General features: G+C 58.1%; 16 protein-coding genes. 6 read left to right on the forward strand and 10 right to left on the reverse strand.

Annotated features, from left to right (window positions below):
• Nucleotides 1-40: 40 nt before the first annotated feature.
• Nucleotides 41-1312: a phosphopyruvate hydratase gene (eno, locus tag NITSA_RS01035; protein WP_013553167.1), complete on the forward strand. Its 1272-nt coding sequence runs from the start codon at nt 41-43 to the stop codon at nt 1310-1312.
• A 5-nt stretch (nt 1313-1317) separates the two neighbouring features.
• A complete protein-coding gene (locus tag NITSA_RS01040) occupies nt 1318-1578 on the forward strand; it encodes a hypothetical protein (RefSeq protein WP_013553168.1) in 261 nt (86 codons plus the stop codon).
• On the opposite strand, the gene NITSA_RS01045 is transcribed toward NITSA_RS01040, so the two are convergent.
• The 5 genes from NITSA_RS01045 to NITSA_RS01065 form a co-directional block, all read right to left on the reverse strand.
• A complete protein-coding gene (locus NITSA_RS01045; RefSeq protein ID WP_013553169.1) occupies nt 1565-2764 on the reverse strand; it encodes a cation:proton antiporter in 1200 nt (399 codons plus the stop codon). The two genes, NITSA_RS01040 and NITSA_RS01045, sit on opposite strands and share 14 nt — an antisense overlap.
• Nucleotides 2754-3608, reverse strand: a complete 855-nt coding sequence (locus NITSA_RS01050) for a biotin synthase (RefSeq protein ID WP_013553170.1) — start codon at nt 3606-3608, stop codon at nt 2754-2756. The genes NITSA_RS01045 and NITSA_RS01050 overlap by 11 nt, the downstream gene beginning before the upstream one ends.
• A gap of 92 nt (nt 3609-3700) precedes the next feature.
• Nucleotides 3701-4231 (reverse strand): YfcE family phosphodiesterase, encoded by a 531-nt coding sequence (locus NITSA_RS01055; RefSeq protein WP_013553171.1) that lies wholly within the window; start codon nt 4229-4231, stop codon nt 3701-3703.
• Nucleotides 4232-4360: 129 nt separating this feature from the next.
• Complete coding sequence (locus NITSA_RS01060) at nt 4361-5743, reverse strand: FAD-binding oxidoreductase (RefSeq protein ID WP_013553172.1); 1383 nt, start codon at nt 5741-5743, stop codon at nt 4361-4363.
• Nucleotides 5740-6432 (reverse strand): plasminogen-binding N-terminal domain-containing protein, encoded by a 693-nt coding sequence (locus NITSA_RS01065; protein WP_013553173.1) that lies wholly within the window; start codon nt 6430-6432, stop codon nt 5740-5742. The genes NITSA_RS01060 and NITSA_RS01065 overlap by 4 nt, the downstream gene beginning before the upstream one ends.
• Nucleotides 6433-6550: 118 nt before the next feature.
• Between NITSA_RS01065 and NITSA_RS01070 the strand changes: the two genes are divergently transcribed.
• Nucleotides 6551-7912, forward strand: coding sequence for a peptidoglycan DD-metalloendopeptidase family protein (locus NITSA_RS01070; RefSeq protein ID WP_013553174.1), 1362 nt, complete (start codon nt 6551-6553; stop codon nt 7910-7912).
• Nucleotides 7913-7922: 10 nt separating this feature from the next.
• The gene (locus tag NITSA_RS01075; protein WP_013553175.1) at nt 7923-8501 is read left to right on the forward strand and encodes an NUDIX domain-containing protein; all 579 of its coding nucleotides are present in this window, start codon (nt 7923-7925) and stop codon (nt 8499-8501) included.
• On the opposite strand, the gene NITSA_RS01080 is transcribed toward NITSA_RS01075, so the two are convergent.
• A complete protein-coding gene (locus NITSA_RS01080) occupies nt 8498-9004 on the reverse strand; it encodes a globin domain-containing protein (protein ID WP_013553176.1) in 507 nt (168 codons plus the stop codon). The two genes, NITSA_RS01075 and NITSA_RS01080, sit on opposite strands and share 4 nt — an antisense overlap.
• Before the next feature lie 64 nt (nt 9005-9068).
• On the reverse strand, nt 9069-9977 hold the full coding sequence (locus NITSA_RS01085) for a carbon-nitrogen hydrolase (RefSeq protein ID WP_013553177.1): 909 nt from the start codon (nt 9975-9977) through the stop codon (nt 9069-9071).
• 109 nt (nt 9978-10086) lie between these two features.
• Between NITSA_RS01085 and NITSA_RS01090 the strand changes: the two genes are divergently transcribed.
• Nucleotides 10087-10713: a CAP domain-containing protein gene (locus NITSA_RS01090; protein WP_013553178.1), complete on the forward strand. Its 627-nt coding sequence runs from the start codon at nt 10087-10089 to the stop codon at nt 10711-10713.
• Nucleotides 10714-10770: 57 nt separating this feature from the next.
• Here the strand turns inward: NITSA_RS01090 and NITSA_RS01095 are convergent, their stop codons facing one another.
• The 3 genes from NITSA_RS01095 to NITSA_RS11355 all read right to left on the reverse strand — a co-directional run bounded on the left by NITSA_RS01095 (nt 10771) and on the right by NITSA_RS11355 (nt 13753).
• Complete coding sequence (locus NITSA_RS01095) at nt 10771-12468, reverse strand: CAP domain-containing protein (protein ID WP_013553179.1); 1698 nt, start codon at nt 12466-12468, stop codon at nt 10771-10773.
• On the reverse strand, nt 12465-13475 hold the full coding sequence (locus NITSA_RS01100) for an agmatine deiminase family protein (RefSeq protein ID WP_013553180.1): 1011 nt from the start codon (nt 13473-13475) through the stop codon (nt 12465-12467). The genes NITSA_RS01095 and NITSA_RS01100 overlap by 4 nt, the downstream gene beginning before the upstream one ends.
• A gap of 110 nt (nt 13476-13585) precedes the next feature.
• Complete coding sequence (locus NITSA_RS11355) at nt 13586-13753, reverse strand: hypothetical protein (RefSeq protein WP_013553181.1); 168 nt, start codon at nt 13751-13753, stop codon at nt 13586-13588.
• A gap of 42 nt (nt 13754-13795) precedes the next feature.
• On the opposite strand from NITSA_RS11355, the gene NITSA_RS01105 reads away from it, so the two are divergent.
• Complete coding sequence (locus NITSA_RS01105; RefSeq protein WP_013553182.1) at nt 13796-14803, forward strand: alanine racemase; 1008 nt, start codon at nt 13796-13798, stop codon at nt 14801-14803.
• Nucleotides 14804-14814 lie beyond the last annotated feature (11 nt).

The following is a 14814-nucleotide window of genomic DNA, read 5'->3' on the forward strand; positions in this document are numbered from 1 at the left end:
AATAGATCATCCCAATTTTGCTAGCGAGAAAGGAAGTTTTATGGTCTTTATCGAAGATATCACCGCCGATGAGGTACTCGACAGCCGGGGCAATCCCACCGTCCGTGCCACGGTCCGCCTGAGCGACGGCACCGTCGCCGATGCCATCGTCCCCAGCGGGGCGAGTACCGGAAAAAGAGAAGCGCTGGAGCTCAGAGACGGCGATCCCAAGCGTTATCTGGGCAAAGGGGTGCTCATCGCTTGTGAACATGTCAATAACGAGATCGCCGAAGCTCTGGTGGGAATGAGCCCTTTCAACCAGGCCGAAGTGGATCTGGTAATGAAAGAGCTCGACGGGACGGAAAACTACTCCAATCTCGGTGCCAACGCCGTGTTGGGGGTCTCCATGGCCGTGGCGCGCGCCGCTGCCGAATCCCTCAAAGTGCCCCTCTACCGCTATCTGGGCGGGGCCAACGCCGTGGTCATGCCCGTGCCGATGCTCAACATCATCAACGGTGGAGAGCATGCCGACAACGATGTGGATTTCCAGGAGTATATGATCGTTCCCAAAGGCTTCGAAGAGTTCTCCGAAGCCCTCAGAGCCAGCAGCGAAATTTACCACACCCTCAAAAAGATCCTTCACGAGATGGGGCACAGCACCTCTCTGGGGGATGAGGGAGGCTTCGCACCCAACCTGAAAAACAACGAAGAGCCCATCCAAGTGATCATGCAGGCGATCGAACAGGCCGGCTACAAGCCGGGTGAAGAGGTCGCCATCGCCCTGGATGTCGCCTCCAGCGAACTGGTGGGCGAAAACGGCAAATATGTGCTCAAATCCGAGAACCGAGAACTCAGCAGCAGCGAAATGATCGACTATTACGAAGCGCTGCTGGCGAAATACCCCATCGTCTCGATCGAGGATGGTCTGAGCGAGGATGACTGGGAAGGATGGAAGGAACTCACCGAGCGCCTAGCCGACAAGGTGCAGCTGGTCGGCGACGATCTTTTCGTCACCAACGCCAACATCCTGGCCGAAGGGATCAAGCGGGGCATCGCCAACGCCATCCTCATCAAACCCAACCAGATCGGAACCGTCAGCGAAACTATGCTGACCGTGCGTCTGGCCCAGCGCCATGGTTACCGCTGCGTTATGAGCCACCGCTCCGGCGAGAGCGAAGATGCCTTCATCGCCGATTTCGCCGTGGCCCTCAACACGGGACAGATCAAGACCGGTTCCACCGCCCGCAGCGAACGGATCGCCAAATATAACCGCCTGCTGCGTATCGAAGAGGAGCTGGGCGAATTCGAATACCTGGGTGAAGAGCTCTTCTGAGCCCGATGGCTTCCGTAAACGCCCCGAAGAAGGAGCGGGCCGAATGGTTCGGCTTTTCGATCCGCAGCCTGGTGCTGATTATTGTGGGGATCTTTCTCTTCGGCTTCTATGTGGGGGTGTTGCTCTTCGGTGAGAATTCCCTGGATGTCCTCAACGGGCTCTACCGGGAGAAGGCGGAGCTTTTGCAGCAGAAGCATCGGCTTCAGAGTGAGAACCAAAAGCTTCAGAAACAGTATTTCGAACTGCTCCAGATCACGGGGGAGTGACGCCTCCGCTCCGTTCTCTTTTCCACGCTTCCTGTTTTTTCTTTTCGCGATATTTGCTGAGTATTTTGACGGCGGACATAGCGATGATCACTTCAAAGAGGCTGGCCAGGATCAGCTGATCGTAAGTGATCCGGTCGATGCTGCCGCTGTTGAATCCGATGGTGGCGACCGCGATGAGCAGGGTCAGGGGCATGGAAAGGGCAAAGGCGACCCCCAAAGCGTTGAGGGGGCCGTAAAGCCGGCGCAGATGATAGGCCGCCAGGATGCGCAATAGGATCATCAGGCCGGTAATGAGCAGGGCGCCGCTCAAGACCCCCGGCAGGAGAATGGAGGCCAGGTCGAAGGAGACGCCCACGTGGATGAAAAAGATCGGCACCAGAAAGCCGAAGCCGAGGCTGGACATCTTCTCCTCCAGGCTCTTTTCGTGATGGAAAAAGGCGCTGATGGCGACCCCGGCGATGAAGGAGCCCAAGGCCAGCTCCAGATGAAGGATCATCATCACCGAGATCATCAGGAAAAAGAGGGCCATCGAGAGGCGGATATCCTGATCGGAAGTATCCTCTTTGGGCATAAGCTTCTTTTTGAGTTCGGGGAACCACCAGAAAAGCAGCTGCAGAAACCGATAGGCCAGATAGATCGCGGCGATGAAAAAGAGCAGATAGGAGAGTTTGAGCAGAAGTTCCCAGCCGAATCCCACGGTGCTGGCGGCATCCAGGACGGTCAGTGTGGCGATGCTGGCGATCTCTCCCAGGACGCCGACGATGATGGCGAGGTTGAGCCAGGGTTGGCTGCGTCCGTAGATTTTGCTCAGTGAAGCGAGCAGCCCGATAGAGATCAGGGGCAGGGAGGCGGTGACGATGGGAGCGAAGTTCAGGAGGAGCCCCGTAGCGACCGCCAAAACCCCCAGAGTCACGACGAAGAGGATCGCCTGCCTGATGACGATGGGCGGGCTGCCGGTGATCTCTTTGAGATTGACCTCCATCCCGGCGAGGAACATCAGATAGAGAAAGCCCACTTCGGCGATAAGGTGGAAATAGGTGTTTTCATAGAGCAGTCCCGCCGAAGCCAGGAGGGTCCCGAGGATGATCTCCACGGGAGGGGTGGGCATCCGAAGGGCTTTGGCGATGAAGGGGGAGATCCAGATCAGGACCGAAAGGGCCAGCAGGAGGAGAATATCAGGAGCCATGACACTCCGTAGCCACCCGATAGCCCAGAGATCGGATCATTTGCCGGTCCCGGTCGGGGGCTTCGCCCGGGGTGGTAAGGTAGTTGCCGATGACGATGGCGTTGGCTCCGGCGTCGAACATTGCCCCCTCCGCTCCGCCGAAGAGCCCTTCCCGTCCTCCGGCGACCATCAGCAGAGGCAGCTCGGGCATAAGCTGCCGGGCACGGCGGATCACCCGCAGCCCGCCCTTCCGGTCGATGGTCCGCTCGGGGATCGGTAGCGCCGGATTGGGGATGTAGAAATTCAGGGGGACCGAGTCGGGATCGAGGCTTCGGATGCTTTGCAAGAGACTCTCCCGGTCCTCTTGGCTCTCACCCATCCCGAAGATCCCGCCGCTGCACAGAGAGAGCCCCGCACTTTTGACCGCTTCACAGGTGGCGTAGCGCTCCTGCCAACCGTGGGTGGTGCATATCTCGGGGTAGTAGGCTTCGCTCGTTTCGAGATTGTGGTTGTAGCTCGAGATGCCGTGGGCCTTGAGGTGCCTGAGCTGTTCGGAAGTCGCGGTGCCGTTGCAGGCGATGAGCCGCAAGGTGGGCAGCTCCCGGCTGAGTCGGTCGGCCAGACGGGCGATGTATTCGGTGCTTCGGTCATCGAGCCCCTTGCCGGCGGTGACCAGGCAGTAGCCCAGGGCCCCGTTGGCAGCAGCCTCTTTCGCTTCTTGGAGGACTTGATCCTCCTCCTTGAAGGTGTAGCGATCGATGGCGGCCTTGTAGCGCACACTCTGGGTGCAGAATTTGCAATCCTCGTTACAGGTGCCGCTGAGGACATTGTTGATGGCGCATAGGAAGATCTCTTTGGAGTTCATGGCGACATTATAGTGTAATGAGTGTTAAGCGCTGAGCGTTGAGCGTTGAGAAAAGAGAGGTTTTTGGGTCACTATATAATAAAAAATCATTCTCAATTCTCCATTCCCAATTCTCCATTAAACTCTATGCTCTCTTCCTGCCACTCTTTTTCTCCGGGATCACGGTAGAGCCGATGGACGATCCAGCGCTCCGCTTCCTGTTCCAGGAGTACACATTCGCTGAGGGGCTTTTCCCTGGCGCAGATTTCACCGGGGTTGAGAAAGAGGGTTTTGCCTTTCATCTCGGCGGCGAAGCGGTGGGTGTGGCCGTAGATCACCAGATCGGTGTCGGGGCTGAGGTAGTAGGGCAGATGCATCATTTTGACTTTGAGATCTCGGAGCTTGAAATACCAGGGTTCGGCTTTGATGCGGTAGCGGTCGGAGAGGGAATGAAGGGCCCGGTCGTTGTTACCGAAGACGGCGGCGTAGGGGACGCCGGCCGCTTCCAACTGCCGGAGGTTCTCTTCGATACAGAGATCCCCGGCGTGAAGCAGATACTCCGCTCCCCGCTCCAGCAGTGTGTCGATGGCCGCCTGCTGAAGATCGCTGCGGCGGTGGGGGTCGGAGAGAACACCGATCTTCATCGCAGGCTTCGCCTTTGATGAAGAATTGAGAATGGAGAATGGAAAATGGAAAATGACAAGATTATGAAGACTTCTGCAAAATTCTCAATTCTCAATTTTCCATTCTCCATTTTGTGAAGAGCAGGCTCTTCACAAGCCCATTTTCCCCGGGTTGAGGATACCGTTGGGGTCGAAGGCCTTTTTTATGTCGCGGAAGAGTTGGAGTTCGGCGGGGCTGAAGGCGATCTCCATAAACTCCGCTTTGCTGAGGCCGATACCGTGCTCGCCGCTGAGGGTCCCGCCCAGGTCCACGACGAGTTGGAAGATTTCCCGGATCGCCTTGTGGCCCCGCTCCAGCTCGTCGGGGTCGTTGCCGTCTACCATCACGTTGACGTGGATGTTTCCGTCGCCGGCGTGCCCGAAGCAGGGGACCACCAGGCCGTATTTCTCTCCGATGGCGTAGATCTCCTTGAGGGCTTTGGGGAGCATACTGCGGGGGACAGAGATATCTTCGTTGAGCTTTTTGCTGCCGTAGATGGTAATGGATTGGGAAGCCCCCCGGCGGGCTTGCCAAAGCTTCTCCCGCTCGGCGGGGTCCTCTGCTACGCGGAACTCCTGGGCGCCGTTGGCGCGGAAGGACTCTTCGAGGACCTTCAGCTGGAAGGCGACCTCTTCGGGGACATTGCCGTCCACGTCACCGATGAGCAGGGCCCCCGCCTCTTCGGGAAGCTCGATGCCCAGCTTCTCTTTGACCGCCTTGACCACCAGGGCGTCGAGGAACTCCATCGCCACGGGGTTGGCCCCCTCGGCCAGGGATTTGAAGACGGCGTTCATCGCCGCCTCCACGTCGGGGAAGATCCCCATATAGGATTTGACATATTTGGGCTTGGGGATGAGCTTGAGGGTGATTTCGGTGATGACGGCGAGGGTCCCTTCGCTGGCGATAAGGATGCCGGCGACGTTGTAGCCCGCCACATCCTTGATGGTGCGCTTGCCGGCGCGGATGATGTCGCCGTTGGCCCGCACCGCCCGCAGAGCCATCACGTAATCTTTGGTCAAACCGTATTTGGCTGCCCGCATCCCTCCGGCGTTTTCGCTGACGTTGCCCCCGAGGGTGGAGTACTCTTCGCTGGCGGGATCGGGGGGATAGAAGAGGCCCAGCTCCTCGACGTGGCGCTGGAGCTCCTTGTTGATGACGCCGGGCTGGACGACGGCCAGCATATTTTCCATATCGATCTCGAGGATCTTGTTCATATGCCGTTCCATCGCCAGGACGATGCCGCCGTTGACGGGGAGGGCCCCGCCGGTGAATCCGCTGCCCGCACCCCTCGGGACGATGGCGATCCTGTGGTGGTTGCAGTAGGTCAGGATGCGGCTGACGTCTTCCTCGTGGCGGGGGAAGATTACGGCGTCGGGCTCATAGTGGGTGCGCGTGGCGTCGTAGCTGTAGGCGCGCAGGTGGGCTTTGTCGCTGTGGACGTTCTCCGCGCCCACGATGTCTCGGAGCGCCTCGATATGTTTGGGATCGATCATTGGATGGCTCCTACACTTTTGTAGTAATCCCCTTTGCTGCTGCCGCCGAACCAGCCGCCGCTGACTTTGCTGAAGCGGGTGTAGAAGGGGTATTTGGCCTCGGTGCCGACCGGGGTGAAGGGTTTGCTGCCCACGACGTGGCCGCTGATGGGGTCGAAGAGGACCGCCCGGTTCTTCTGGACCACGTAGACCAGTCCTACTTGAGCCTCTCTGGCAAATTTGGCCAGATTGGAGGGCGTGGGGGCGGAGTCCCCTTCGCGGGCGAGGAAGGCGGCGTAGAGATCGGGGTGGATCCAGAAACGTCCGCCGCTGCGGGTGATCTTGGAGTAGGTCTGGGCGTTGGGGGCCAGGACCAGGACATTGCTGTAGAGGTAGCCGCCGATGACCTTGTCGCCGGGTCGGGCGACGCTTTTGGGGGTGGGGAGCCCTTTGTGGTCGAGCAGGTCCCCTTTGCGGACGGTCGCTACGCCGGGAGAGACCTGGGTCAGCACTCCGGTGATGGCGCTGAGCCCTTTACCGAAATTGTGCATGACGATCCCGCTCATCCCGTTGACGGGCAGGGGTTTGGCGAGGGTGACTTTGTTTCCCTCGACCGATTTGATTGTGGTATGGACGGTGGGTGGGAAAAAGCCGGCACTGAGTATCAGGGGAAAGAGAAAAAGAGAGATCAATTTCACTGTTTTTTTCATCTGGGTTCCTTTATGTATCCGTTTCAGGGAGTTTATCAAAGATTATACTTGCTCCCCATTGAAATTAAGGTAATAGGAGAGGCTTGGCTATAATAGCGCGAAAAATCGAGGAGTCTCTTTGCGCTTTGTCTGGTTGATGCTCGTGGGGTTTTTGCTTGCCTGGGGCGCTGAGGTTCGGGAAGCGGTTTGGCAAAAGGGGGAAACCTTCTCCGAATATCTCCAGCGCAACGGGATTTCCCAGGATCTGCTGAGCACCATCGGAGCGGAGGACAGCAAATACCTTTCGGAGATCCAGGCGGGGGAGCCTTTTTACGAGCTCCGGGAGGGCGAGACGCTGCTGCAGGCGCTTATCCCCATCGGGGAAGAGATGCAGATCCAACTGAGCCGGGACCTCAAGAACGGCCGCTACCGTTTCGACATCATTCCCATCGTCTATCGAAAAGTCGAGGACACTCCCACGGTGGAGATCAAACGCAACTGTTACAGCGACATCGACCGCCTCAGCCACAATCCGAGACTGGGCTTTCTCCTCAAAAATCTCTACAAGGGTGCTGTGGATTTTCGCCGCCTCAGGACGGGGGACCGCATCGCCTTCTCCTATCGGCAGAAATCCCGGCTGGGCAAACCCTGGGGTCAGCCGGAGATCCTGGGGGCCGTCGTGAAGACCCGGGGGAAGAAAGAGTTCATCTTCGTCGACGAAGAGGGAAACGCCTGGCAGGATGTGGAGAAGCAGGTGCGGTACAAACAGACCGGACGTAAAAAGGAGAGCTACACTGTCACCAAAACGGTCCGGGAACGGGTGAAGGGGAAGCGCTTCAGAATGCCGCTAAACAGGGTCCGGATCACTTCCCGATTCACCTATAAGCGATGGCACCCGATCCTGCACCGCTACCGTCCCCACCTGGGCGTCGATTTCGGTGCCAGACGGGGGACGCCTCTGCATGCCGTAGATAAAGGGCGGGTGGTTTATGCCGGATGGATGCGGGGGTACGGGAAGGTGGTCAAGATCGCCCATGCTGGAGGATTCGTCTCCCTCTATGCCCATCAGAGCCGACTCCTGGTGCATCGGGGCAGCTACGTTAAGCGGGGGCAGGTGATCGGACGGGTGGGAAGCACCGGCCGGAGCACGGGCCCGCACCTGCACTTCGGGCTCTACCACAACGGCCGGGCGGTCGATCCCCTCAAATATCTGGGTAAAAATGGCCGAAGCACCCGCATCCGAAAAGTCACGACCCACCGTACCCGGATGAAGGAGTATACGGTCATCAAGACGAAACGGGTTCCGATCGCCGGGGCCAAGGCCCTCAAAAAGCGCCTGCTCGCGGCACTCGAGGCTTCGCCCCGAGCCTTCAGCTGGGAAGACTATGAGCGGAATTTCATCACCGTCGATCCGGCTATGCTGCGCCGCCCCGCGGATCAAAACGCATCCGATCTGCAGTCCGCCGCAGTCTTCCAGGCGGCAAAAAGCGCCGAAAATTGAAAGAGAGACTATGACCCATACCATCGAAGATTTTCATCTGGAGCCCCTGAAAGAGGGGAAGTTCATCCATCCCCATCTGGCCCGCTACCGTCAGGACGGTGAAGCGAAAAGCTGGGAAGTGCTCGAGGCGGGCGACAGCGTGGCGATCCTGATCTGGCATCGGGAGCACGGGCGTTTCGTGCTGGTGCGTCAATTTCGTCCGGCGGTCTATCTTCACAATAAAGAGGGGATGACGATCGAGCTTTGCGCCGGCCTGCTGGACAAGGAGGGGTACTCCCCCGAAGCGGTAGCAGCCGAAGAGGTAGAAGAGGAGTGCGGTTTTCGTGTACGTCCCGAAGCGCTGGAGAAGATCACCTCTTTTTATACTTCGGTGGGCTTCGCCGGCAGCCGGCAGACCCTCTATTACGTAGAGGTGGAGGAGTCGATGCGGATCGGCCCCGGCGGCGGAGTCCCGGGGGAGGAGCAGATCGAAGTGTTGGAGTTGAGTCCTGAGGAGGCGCGCCGCTTGATGGAGGATGAGGGTGTCGCCCGGACTCCGGGCCTGCTCTATGCCCTCTGTTGGTGGTTTGCCCGGCGCTCGGAGGCTTAGTTCGCCGATTTCTCCTCTTGAGCCTGGGTGTAGCTGGCGTAGTATTCGCTGCCGTCACTGAAGCTGTTGACGGTGAGCTTGGAGAACTGGTCGAGATAGTCCCAAAACTCCTTTTTAATCTCCTCGTCGACATCTTTGACCTCGTCGAGGGCTTCGCGCATAGTCCCGAGCCATTCGATGCGGGCTTTTTCGTTAATGGAGAAGTCGTCGTGGATTCGGATCATATATTCGTTGAGATTCATTCCCTTGGCTTCATCCTCATAAATCTTCGGGCCGCCGCAGATCTGGATGAAGAATTTGCTGTTCTTCTCCTTGACCTTCTGGAACTCCTCCTCATCCTGGGGGAAGAAGTGGGCGATGTCGCTCTCATAGATCTTGTCGTAGAAGTTGTACATCAGTTTGCGCATCCCCTCTTCGCCGCCGATGGCGTCGTAGAAGCGTTTGCCGGGGTTTTTGAAGCGGACCTTCTCCCCTTTTTTTACCGGGCTGATCTCCAGTGCCATACATACTCCTTTTGTTAATTCGGACTGATTTTATCTTAATTGAGTTTTTTCCTCTTGATGCAGATCAAGGGAGGCAGTAGCGCTGGAGCAGATCTTCGTAGCTCTCGATGCGCCGGTCCCTGAGAAAGGGCCAGATCTTTCGCACCTCCGCGCTCGCGTCGAGATCTAGATCGAGAGTGAGCGTCTCTTCCTCTTCTCCCGCCATAGCCAGGGGCTCCCCCTGGGGGCCGAAGGCGAAGCTGTGTCCCCAGAAGCGGATCCCCTCCAGGACTCCCGAGGGGTCTTTCTCTTTGCCGACCCGATTGACCGCCAGCACCGGCACCCCGTTGGCCACGGCGTGGCCCCGCTGCACGGCGATCCAGGCTTCACGCATTTTGCGGCGCTCCTCGGGGGTGTTCTCCTTTTCACAAAGCTCGTCCCGTCGATCGCTCGGGCACTCCAGGTAGCCGATGGCGGTAGGATAGAGGAGCAGCTGGGCCCCTTTGAGGGTCATGATCCTCGCCGCTTCGGGGTACCACTGATCCCAGCAGACCAGTACGCCCAGGCGTCCTACGGAGGTATCAATCGGCTCGAAGCCCAGATCCCCGGGGGTAAAGTAGAACTTCTCATAGAAGCCTGGGTCGTCGGGGATATGCATCTTGCGGTATTTGCCGGCGATGCTCCCGTCTTTTTCGAAGACTACGGCGGTGTTGTGGTAGATCCCCGGTGCCCGCTCTTCGAAAAGCGAGGTCACCAGGACCACCCCGGCCTCCCGGGCCACACCGCTCCAGTAGCGCAGGTCCTCTTCGAAGGATCGGGCATAGTCGAAAAAGCGGGGATCTTCGCACTGGCAGAAGTATTCGCTCTGGTGGAGCTCCTGGAGCACCACGAGCTCGGCTCCTTCCCCGGCGGCACGCAGGACCGCTTCGCGTGTTTTGGCCTGCATCGAGGCTTTGTCACCGGTATAGCTTTGCTGGATCAATGAGCAGCGCACGATTCTCCTTTCCACCCTCGAGAGGGGTAATGCAAAGTGGCTATGATTTTATCATTATATTTTATCTTCTCTGAGCCCGGTAAGGGTGAGAGGGGAAAGGGGTGTCTTGATGCGGTATGGGCGAATGGGATGGATGGGCCTCCTGGCGGCAGGGCTTTTGCTTGCGGGGTGCGGCGGCGGAGGTGGAGGCGTATCTGTCACGAAGGATAACGATGGGCATTCCGAAGTCCATAACCCCGATTCTTTCGAGGCGCAACCGATCAGTGATTCGCAGAAGAAGGCTTACCTCAAGGCGATCAATGACGCGCGGGCTCAGCAACAGGATTGCGGAAGCGAAGGGGTCAAAGACCCCGCACCAGCTCTGCAATGGAATGATGCCCTCTATCGGGCGGCGGATGAGCACAGCTACGATATGAGCGAAAGCGATACCTTCTCCCACGACGGTTCGGGGACGGAGAGCGACTATACGGCCCAGGTTTTGGGGCTCGATCACAGCACCGTCGTCGATCGGATCGAAAACAACGGCTATTCCGACTGGCATAGAGTGGGGGAAAACATCGCGGCAGGGACGAATATGGATACGGCGGAAAAGGCGGTTCAAGCCTGGCTGAACAGCCCCGGACACTGCGCCAATCTGATGAATCCCGAGTTCAAAGAGGTGGGGATGTCCCACCGGAAAAAGGCCGGTACCCACTATATCAACTACTGGACCCAGGATTTCGGTGCCCGTCAGTAGGTCTCAGTCTGTTTGTATGTATCCAGGCAAACCCTTCACCATTATCGAGAGCCCGTGCTAGGAGCTTCGGCGTATCAGAAACCTCAGGATCGGGTAGAAGAGGATCATCAGCACCGTGCCCAGGAAAAGGGGGGAGGTGAAGAAAGAGTATGCCTCCGACTCCGACGGGTGGAAAGGGCCTTTGGTTCCCGATTTCTCTCCTTCCGCTCGGAGGACGCTGGGTCGCAGTAGGGTTTTATTGCTCTCGTTGCTGTCCCTGGCGCTGTTTTCTTCCCTGCGCTGCTTCTCTGTGATATCCCAGGCTCTATTCTCTTGCAGTGCCCCTGACTTCTGGAGTTTGGATCGGCTCGTATCGTTTCCCTCCCGGGAAGCATTGGATTCATCCGGGGCTTCATCGGCAAGGGGCTTATTGCCATACGCTCTCAGCCCGACCGAGAGGATGCCCGGATCGAGAGCCGGGTCATCGAAGCAGTTCTCGTCGTCCGGAGCCTGGGCGTTGTCCCCCGAGGCGACGATGAGATTGAGCTTCAGACCGTTGGCGAAGATGAGCTGAGCCTGCTCGTCGAGCTCCCCCGATAGCGTCACCAGCAATGTATGGGGATCGATCATCCTGAGATCGATATTCGCGTGGGTGTCCCATCGCACTTTGCCGGGAAGATCCTCTGTATTCTCAGGCACGATATAGATGGCATACCGTTTTCCGGGCAGCAGGCTCAACTCTGTCTCATCCCCCTCTTCGTAGCGGTAGTATCTTTCGGCGACATCTTTGAGGGATCGGGTGGAGAAGCACCAGGTTTTATGATAGACCCTGCCCCGGTAGTGGTAGCGAAGCTCGGCATAGTAGTTTCGCCCCCACTCCAGGCGTTGTTTCGGCATAAGGGCGAACTGATAGGGTGTGAGTTTGTGGGCAGGGTCATTCTCCGCCGTCAGAGAGCCCAGAGCCTCCAGAGCCTCTCCCTCTCTGTCTTTCAGGGTCATCTTCACCTTTTGCGGAGGTGTATCGAAATCAAGGCTGTTGAACGCTACAGAGATGGGAAGGCCGCTGACCGCATCGTCGGGGAGGGGGTCGGGAAGTTCGTCGTAGAGGGCGGGAGGAGTTTCCCGGCTGTCGCGTGGGGGCCAGAGGACAAGGGAAGGGGCCGATCGTCTAAGGTCATTGCGGGCCCGGTCAAGATCCGATTTTTTGATTCGCTTATTCGGGTTGTTACAGATTCCCGTCACATAAGGTTTCGGGCCTGTGTAGGAAGGTCTTTGGCAGAGTCGATTGATCGTACTCGTTCCCAGATCATAGGTGGAATAGCCTTTTTCAACACCGATACCGATCTCATCCTTTTCCATATTTAGAAATCCGAAACGACGATAGATGGAGGCGAAGAGACGGTCCTGCTCCGGAGTCCAGCGGGAAGAGGCCGAGACGCTCTCGAAAAGCATCCTCGTCCGGTAGCCTGCCGCCACGGCCCGGTCGGGAGGCCATTCGCCGGTATAGCCGGGCCGATCGCTGCTCTCTCGGATGGTGAGGATGCGGTTTTGAGCCATATACGCACTGTGGGCCCGTGCCGCCTTCTCAAGTATGGGTTGGCGGTGGAGTTCGGGTAGTTCCGCGAGGGTTCGCTGGCGGTTGACCGTGGTGTAGAGGGTTTCGGAACTTTCCGCGTGCAGGCCGGATAGAAGGGCACAGAGGCAGACAAACAACCCTAGTGTACGCTCTGTCGGGATCTTCCGGAAACTCTGGCGAAAAGTGTTTAGCCGCTTCAAAAAGCCACCTGCATCGTGGAGCAGTGGAGGCTGCCCCCCTGTGTGATGAGACGCTTGCAGGGGATGGGTATGACTTCGCGACCGGGAAAGAGCTCTTTAAAGATCGCTCCGGCCCGGCGGTCGAGCTCGCGTGCTTCGTAGGTCGGGTAGAGAAGAGCCCGGTTGGTGATGAGGAAGTTGGCGTAGGTGGCCGGAAGCCTCCGTCCCGCCTCATCGGTGCACACCGGCGCCATAGGCAGGGGGATCAGTCGGTAGGGTTTGCCCTCGGGCGTGCGGAAACTCCTGAGTTGTTCTTCCATTTTCCGAAGCGCTTTGAAGTGCTCGTCTTCGGGGTCGTCACAGCGGACGTAGGCGATGGTCTCCGGATCGACGAAACGGGCCAGGGTGTCGATATGGCTGTCGGTATCGTCCCCCGCCAGATAACCATGATCGAGCCAGAGCACCCTCCGGGCCCCCAGGTATTCCCGTAAACGCTTTTCGACCGCCTCTTTGCTCAGGCCGCCGTTGCGGTTGGGGTTGCAAAGGCAGCGGGAAGTGGTGAGGATGGTCCCTGCGCTGTCGGTCTCGATGGAGCCCCCCTCCAGGACAAAATCAAAAGATTTCATAGGCGTGGTGCCGAAGTAGCCTTTGCCGTGTAAAAACCGGTTGACACGATTGTCAAGAGCGGCTTCGAATTTGCCGCCCCAACCGTCGAAGATAAAATCGAGCAGCAGAGGATTCCCCGACGCGTCTTCCGCGCTCAAAGGCCCGTAATCCCGGATCCAGGTGTCGTTGTAATCCGCTTCGATGAAGACCATATTGTTGGTGGAGCAGAAGAGATCGTTTACGGCTTGACGCTCTTTACAGAGGATGTAAACGGTCTGGGTGTAGGCGACGGCCTGCGCGATGCGCACGAAGGGGGCGTAACTCTTCTGCAGGTCTCCTTCTCTCGCCCAGTCAGTTGCTTCGTGGGGGAAGGCCAGCAGCACGACTTTTTGATCTTCCCACTCGGCTTTGAGTCTAGTCATAACGAGGCTCCCGGCGCAGGCTTAGAGGGTTGAGCGTTGAGTGTTGAGCATTGAGTGTCGTAACACGCAGTACGTAACACGCAACACAGGAAGAACGCCACCGGCGTTGTCTAGTCCAGATCACACTTGTCACTGCATTTTCCTTCGTTGCTCTCTTTGACCATTTTGATCAGCTCTTTGATGAGGAAAAAGAGGACCAAGAGGGTGATGATCCCGGCGGCTACCTTTCCCAGGGTGAGCCACCAGAAGCTCGCTTCCTCGCCCTTGGGCATAAACATATTTCACTCCTTCTCTTTTTCTCGAATTGGATACAATCTCTTATGGCTTATATTCTGATCGATCGAGGGAATTTCTATCACAATCTTAACCAATTGGCTCTGAAGGCAGGGAGCAAAGATCGGCTCGCCGTCGTCCTCAAGGACAATGCCTACGGCCACGGTTTGCGCCTGATGGGGGAGCTGAGCCGGGATTACGGGATTCGGGAAGCGGTGGTCGTCACCAACGATGAAGCGGATCAGATTTCAGATCTCTTCGATCATATCCTGGTGCTTGGCGATAGCCCGCGCCCCTCTTCACGCTGCTCCTACGCCGTCTCGGAGATCGGGCTGCTGCGCTGGATCGAGCCCGGGGTTTTGATCGAGCTCAAAGTCGATACGGGGATGCACCGCAACGGAATCGAACCGGAGCGTTTGGAGGAGGCTTTGGAGATCATCCGCAAGCGCAAGCTCCGACTCTTCGGCGTCATAACCCATTACCGCAGTGCCGACGAGCTGACCAGCGAATATTTTTGGCAGAAAAAACGCTTCGACGAGGTGAAAAAGCGTGTCATCGACGCCGGATTCTCCGAGACCCGTTTCCACTCCCACAACTCCGCGGCGCTCCTGCGCTGCCGAAACTTCGACGAGGATATCGCCCGGGTCGGGATCGCCATCTACGGCTACAATACCCTCCCAAAGGGCTTCGAAGGGGTCGAACTCAAACCGGTCCTCTCGCTTTGGGCCCGGCGCGCTTCGACCCGCAGGCTTCAAGAGGGAGCCCGGATCGGCTACGGCGGCGAATTTACCGCCGACAGAGAAATGCCGGTCTCGACCTACGACCTGGGGTATGGCGACGGCTGGCCGAGGGGGAGGGCATCGGAGCCCTATCGGACAGCTGAGGGCAAAGCAATCCTCGGGCGGGTGTCGATGGATTTTATCTCCGTCGAAGGGGAAGCCGATCGAATCTGTGTCATGGAAGATGCCCGCCGTGCCGCCCGCCATTTCGGGACGATCTGCTATGAGATGACGACGGCACTGATGCCCACGATCCCTCGCAGGGTGGTTGATTGATGGAAGGGAGG

Source organism: Nitratifractor salsuginis DSM 16511 (assembly GCF_000186245.1).
GTDB lineage: Bacteria > Campylobacterota > Campylobacteria > Campylobacterales > Sulfurovaceae > Nitratifractor > Nitratifractor salsuginis.